The sequence below is a fragment of the uncultured Acidovorax sp. genome, from assembly GCF_964021665.1.
Taxonomy (GTDB): Bacteria; Pseudomonadota; Gammaproteobacteria; order Burkholderiales; family Burkholderiaceae_C; genus Acidovorax; species Acidovorax temperans.
This window is the reverse complement of the sequence record NZ_CAXIAK010000148.1, coordinates 1-4,268: the sequence shown is the minus strand read 5'-3', so window position 1 is coordinate 4,268 and position 4,268 is coordinate 1. Positions and strand designations below refer to the sequence as shown.

Here is a 4,268-nt window from a genome sequence, read left to right as displayed (position 1 = left end):
CATGAACCTGCTCGCCGCCTTTTTACCCCCGCGTTGTAGTGCAATCGGGATGAGTGGATGCTCCGGATGCTTGCATGGGCTCGTGCCCATGCAAGCAGCCGGGGCGTTCAATCGCCCGATTTCACTCCAACCCTGCGGGCAAGTGCCTTTTCGGGCGGTCTGCGGCGTTGCGGCGTTTGTGGATAGCAGTGCTATCCACTGCTCACCGCGCCTAGCATCCCATCCCGAAAAGGAGCTCGCGCGGCTGCAAAAAGGCGGCGAGCAGGTTCTGGGACGGCTCGGTGATCGGTGTGCCGACCATTGCCGAGCAGGGCCTGCCCGCCTACGAGCTGGACGGCTGGATTGCCCCCGTGGCCCCTGCCGGCCTGCCCAAGACCGAGCTGGCCCGGCTGTACAACGCCTTCAAGGCAGCGATGGAGATGCCCGAAGCGCGCGATGCGCTCGTCGCCCAGGGCTACGAAATCAAGCTCACCCCGCCCGATGCCGCTGCCGCCTTCTTCCGCAGCGAAGCCGCGCGCATGGCGCAGGTGGTGAAGAACGCCAACGTGAAGCTGGATTGAGCGGTTCCAGGGGCTTAAAGCCTTTTAGGCCTCCAGCGCTTATCTGGAAAGCGCTGGCAGCTATGAAAAAGTGAGCTAGGGGGCCGTTCACCGCAGCAAGGCGGTGGCCTGGCCGCCTTGGCGGCGCAGGCGGAACACGGCCACGGCCTGCACCAGCTCGCGCGCCTGGGTGCTCAGGCTGCCGGCTGCGGCGGCGCTTTCTTCCACCAGGGCGGCGTTTTGCTGCGTGGCTTCGTCCATGCGCACGATGGCCTGGGTCACGTTCAGCATGTCGTTGGTCTGGCTGCTGCTGGCGTGGCTGATTTCCTGCATCAGCTCGCTCACGCTGCGAATGGACGACACCACCTCGGCCATGGTGCCACCGGCGTTGTGGGCCAGCTCGGAGCCTGCCTGCACCCGCTCCACACTGGCCTGGATCAGGGTCTTGATCTCTTGCGCGGCGCCCGCGCTGCGCGTGGCCAGGTTGCGCACCTCGCTGGCCACCACGGCAAAGCCCCGGCCTTGCTCGCCCGCACGGGCAGCCTCCACGGCCGCGTTCAGTGCGAGGATGTTGGTCTGGAAGGCAATCGAATCGATCACGCCGGTGATGTCGGCAATGCGGCGCGAGCTGTCTTGAATGCCTTGCACCACCTGCACCATCTGCTCCACCACCGCGCCGCCGCGCTCTGCCACGGCCGAGCCATTGCGGGCCAGGTCGCTGGCGCGCTGGGCCGTGGCGGCGTTTTGCTGCACCGTGGTCTGCAGTTGCTGCATGGAGGCTGCGGTTTCGTCCAGCGAGCTGGCCTGCTGCTCTGTGCGTGCGCTCAGGTCGGCATTGCCCTGTGCAATCTCTGCGCTGGCGCTGGCCACGCTTTCGGCGCTGCTGCGCACGCCCGAGACCACGTTCTTCAGGTTGTCCTGCATGGCCTTGAGGGCCTGCAGCAGCCGGGCGGGCTCGTCCTGCCCGTCCAGCGGAATGTCCGAGGTCAGGTCGCCCGCCGCCACCTTGTGCGCAACGGATACCGCCTCGCGCAGTGGCCGCACCACCGATCGCGTCAGCACCAGCCCGGCCAGCACGCCCAGGCCCGTGACCAGGCCCAGCGCCACCAGGCTGCTGACCAGCGCGTTGCGCGCATCCTGCGCGGCTGCCTGGGCAATGGCGGCGCTGCTGGCGGCCACCTGTTCGCTCAGCGCCGTGAGCAGCTTGGCCGGGCCCTGGTCGATGTCGGCCACGTCGGCATCGCCCGCTGCGGGCACAAAGCCGAGCGACTGGAAAACCTCAAACCCCTTGCGATAGCCCTGTGCCATCTGCGCGTGGGCGTCGGTGAACTTCTGCAGCGCGGCACGTTCGTTGGCGTCGCTCAGTTGCGGCTCCAGCGCACGGGCGGCGTCGGCCACGCGCTTTTCGCTGGCCTGGAAGGCAGCCCAGTGCAGTTCGCGCTTGCGCGAGTCTTCACCGCGAAGCAGGGTGTTCTTCCACTCCAGCACCTGGGTTTTGAACTCGCTTTCCATGCGGCTCACGGCGCGCTCTTGCGCCACGCGTTGCAGCACGGTGCTGTCGTAGGTGCCCAGCGTGCGGTACAGCGTGGCAATGCCGAACAGCGCTGCGCCCAGCAGCAGGGCCAGCACCAGGCCCAGGGCCGTGGCCATGCGTGCACCGATGGAGTGGTTGGACAGTGTCATGGGTCAACTCTCTGAATCAATGGGGCGCTTGCCCCGGTATCGCGCGGCCTGCAGCTCAGGGCAGGGCCATCAAGCCTTGAGCTTGAGCAGGTACACCATCACGCGGGCGGTGGTCAGGTCCAGCTCCAAGAATTCGCTCAGGTCCTTGCCCGACAGCCACGAGGCTTCCCAGCGGTTTTGCTTGAGGGTTTGCTGCCAGCTTTCGTGGTGCGTGGCCTGCTCCACGGCGGCCAGCAGCTCGGCGGTGCGGGCGGGGCTCACGTCCTTGCCGGTGAACACGCCGCGCCAGTTGGCCATCACCGCGTCAATGCCCTGGTCCTTGAAGGCGGGGATGCCAAAGGCATTGCGCCGGGCCGATACGCCCACAGCCCGCAGCTTGCCCGCGGCCAGCGCGTCGCTGAATTCGCTGTAGCCCGACAGGCCCACGGCTGCGTCGCCTTTGAGCAGCGAAGCCACCACCTCGGGCCCGCTGGCAAAGGGGCGGTACACCAGCGCCTCGGGCTTGGCCTTGGCCGCCCGGGCCAGCACGCCGGCGTAGATGTGGTCCACGCCCCCGGCTGAGCCACCGGCCACCGGCAGGGCGGCCAGGTCGGTGCGCATGGCATTGGCCAGGTCCTTGCCGGTCTTGATGGAGGAGGCGGCGGGCACGGCGGCGATGAGGTAGTCGCTGGTCAGGCGGGCCAGGGGCTGGATGTGGCCCATGTCCACCGCAGGCTTTTGCAGGGCCACGGCGCCCACCATCACCATGCCGCCCATCAGCAGGGTGTTGGCATCGCTGCCGTATTTTTCCGCGTACTTGGCCAGGCCAATGGTGCCGCCCTTGCCACCGATGTTTTCATATTCCACCTGGTCTGCCGCGCCCACAGCCTTGAGGGCGGCGCCCAGCGCACGGCCCGTCTGGTCCCAGCCGCCGCCAGGGTTGGCGGGAATGACGATGCGCAGCGTGCCCGCCACCTTGGCCGCCTTGGCGGCAGGCGCGGCTGCGCGAGCGGCAGTGGCTTGCGCCAGGGCTGCGGGTGCCAGCGAGGTCAACATGGAGGCCAAAGCGGCGCTGCGGGCGAGGATCTGTCTGCGTTGCATGTGAAATAAACCTTCGGTGAGGGTGGGGTGTGAATGCCGCGCCGGGCGCCATCAACACGAGTCATGGGGAGGGGGCGGGCACGGTGCGCTGCATTCTGTCTGCCAACGATGACAGCTCAAGCCCTTGCCAGGTCATGCGGTGGCCACACCGAACGCCTGGATGTTTTTGTAGTGCCGGTAATGCTGACTTGCAAAACTGTCAATTGGCTGTCCTGCGGATTAGGGTATGCCCTGAATCCGAAGCGTCTCGACTTGCACTGCCACGGTGCGTTGCGGGGCGCTGCCGGGCCATGAAATGCTGCGCTTGCGCGCAGGGCTGGCGCCAGTCTTGAAGTGTTTTGCTATGAAAATAATAGCTGCTGGCGCTTATCTATAAAGCACTGGGATGCATTTCTGCTCCAAGCAGGTGGTGGTGCTGGGGGCGCCAGCGCCAGGCACAAAAAAGCCCACCGGCCTGTGCAAGGGCGGTGGGCTGTAGAGGCTGTGCCGGGGCAGCCCGTGGCTGCTCTCAAAGGGCTGTTACAGCGAATCGATGAAGCTGCGCAGCTTGTCCGAGCGCGAGGGGTGCTTGAGCTTGCGCAGCGCCTTGGCTTCTATTTGGCGAATGCGCTCACGGGTCACGTCGAACTGCTTGCCCACTTCTTCCAGGGTGTGGTCGCTGGTCATTTCGATACCAAAGCGCATGCGCAGCACCTTGGCTTCGCGGGGGGTCAGGCCATCAAGGATGTCCTTGACCACATCGCGCAGGCCGGCCTGCATGGCGGCTTCGATAGGCGCTGTGTTGGCACCGTCCTCGATGAAGTCGCCCAGGTGGCTGTCGTCGTCGTCCCCGATCGGTGTTTCCATGGAGATCGGCTCCTTGGCGATCTTCATGATCTTGCGGATCTTGTCCTCGGGGATTTCCATCTTCGCCGCCAGGATGGACGCATCGGGCTCGAAGCCAAACTCTTGCAAGTGCTGGCGGCT

General features: G+C 66.1%; 4 protein-coding genes. 1 reads left to right on the top strand and 3 read right to left on the bottom strand.

From position 1 onward, the window contains the following. The first annotated feature begins 290 nt into the window (after positions 1 to 290). Positions 291 to 560, top strand: coding sequence for a tripartite tricarboxylate transporter substrate-binding protein (locus tag AADJ04_RS17675; RefSeq protein WP_341240417.1), 270 nt, complete (start codon positions 291 to 293; stop codon positions 558 to 560). An 87-nt stretch (positions 561 to 647) separates the two neighbouring features. Here AADJ04_RS17675 and AADJ04_RS17670 read toward each other — a convergent pair whose 3' ends face one another. From AADJ04_RS17670 to AADJ04_RS17660, 3 genes are all read right to left on the bottom strand, one after another. Next, positions 648 to 2,222, bottom strand: coding sequence for a methyl-accepting chemotaxis protein (locus tag AADJ04_RS17670; RefSeq protein ID WP_341240416.1), 1,575 nt, complete (start codon positions 2,220 to 2,222; stop codon positions 648 to 650). A 69-nt stretch (positions 2,223 to 2,291) separates the two neighbouring features. Then, positions 2,292 to 3,302: a tripartite tricarboxylate transporter substrate-binding protein gene (locus AADJ04_RS17665; RefSeq protein WP_338819235.1), complete on the bottom strand. Its 1,011-nt coding sequence runs from the start codon at positions 3,300 to 3,302 to the stop codon at positions 2,292 to 2,294. A gap of 519 nt (positions 3,303 to 3,821) precedes the next feature. After that, positions 3,822 to 4,268, bottom strand: a 447-nt coding sequence (locus tag AADJ04_RS17660) for a sigma-70 family RNA polymerase sigma factor (RefSeq protein ID WP_341240415.1), incomplete at its 5' end; no start/stop codon positions are given.

Coding starts and splice junctions, on each gene's coding strand:
- AADJ04_RS17665 (WP_338819235.1), bottom strand. CDS start 3,302: ATGCAACGCAGACAGATCCTCGCCCGCAGCGCCGCTTTGGCCTCCATG.
- AADJ04_RS17670 (WP_341240416.1), bottom strand. CDS start 2,222: ATGACACTGTCCAACCACTCCATCGGTGCACGCATGGCCACGGCCCTG.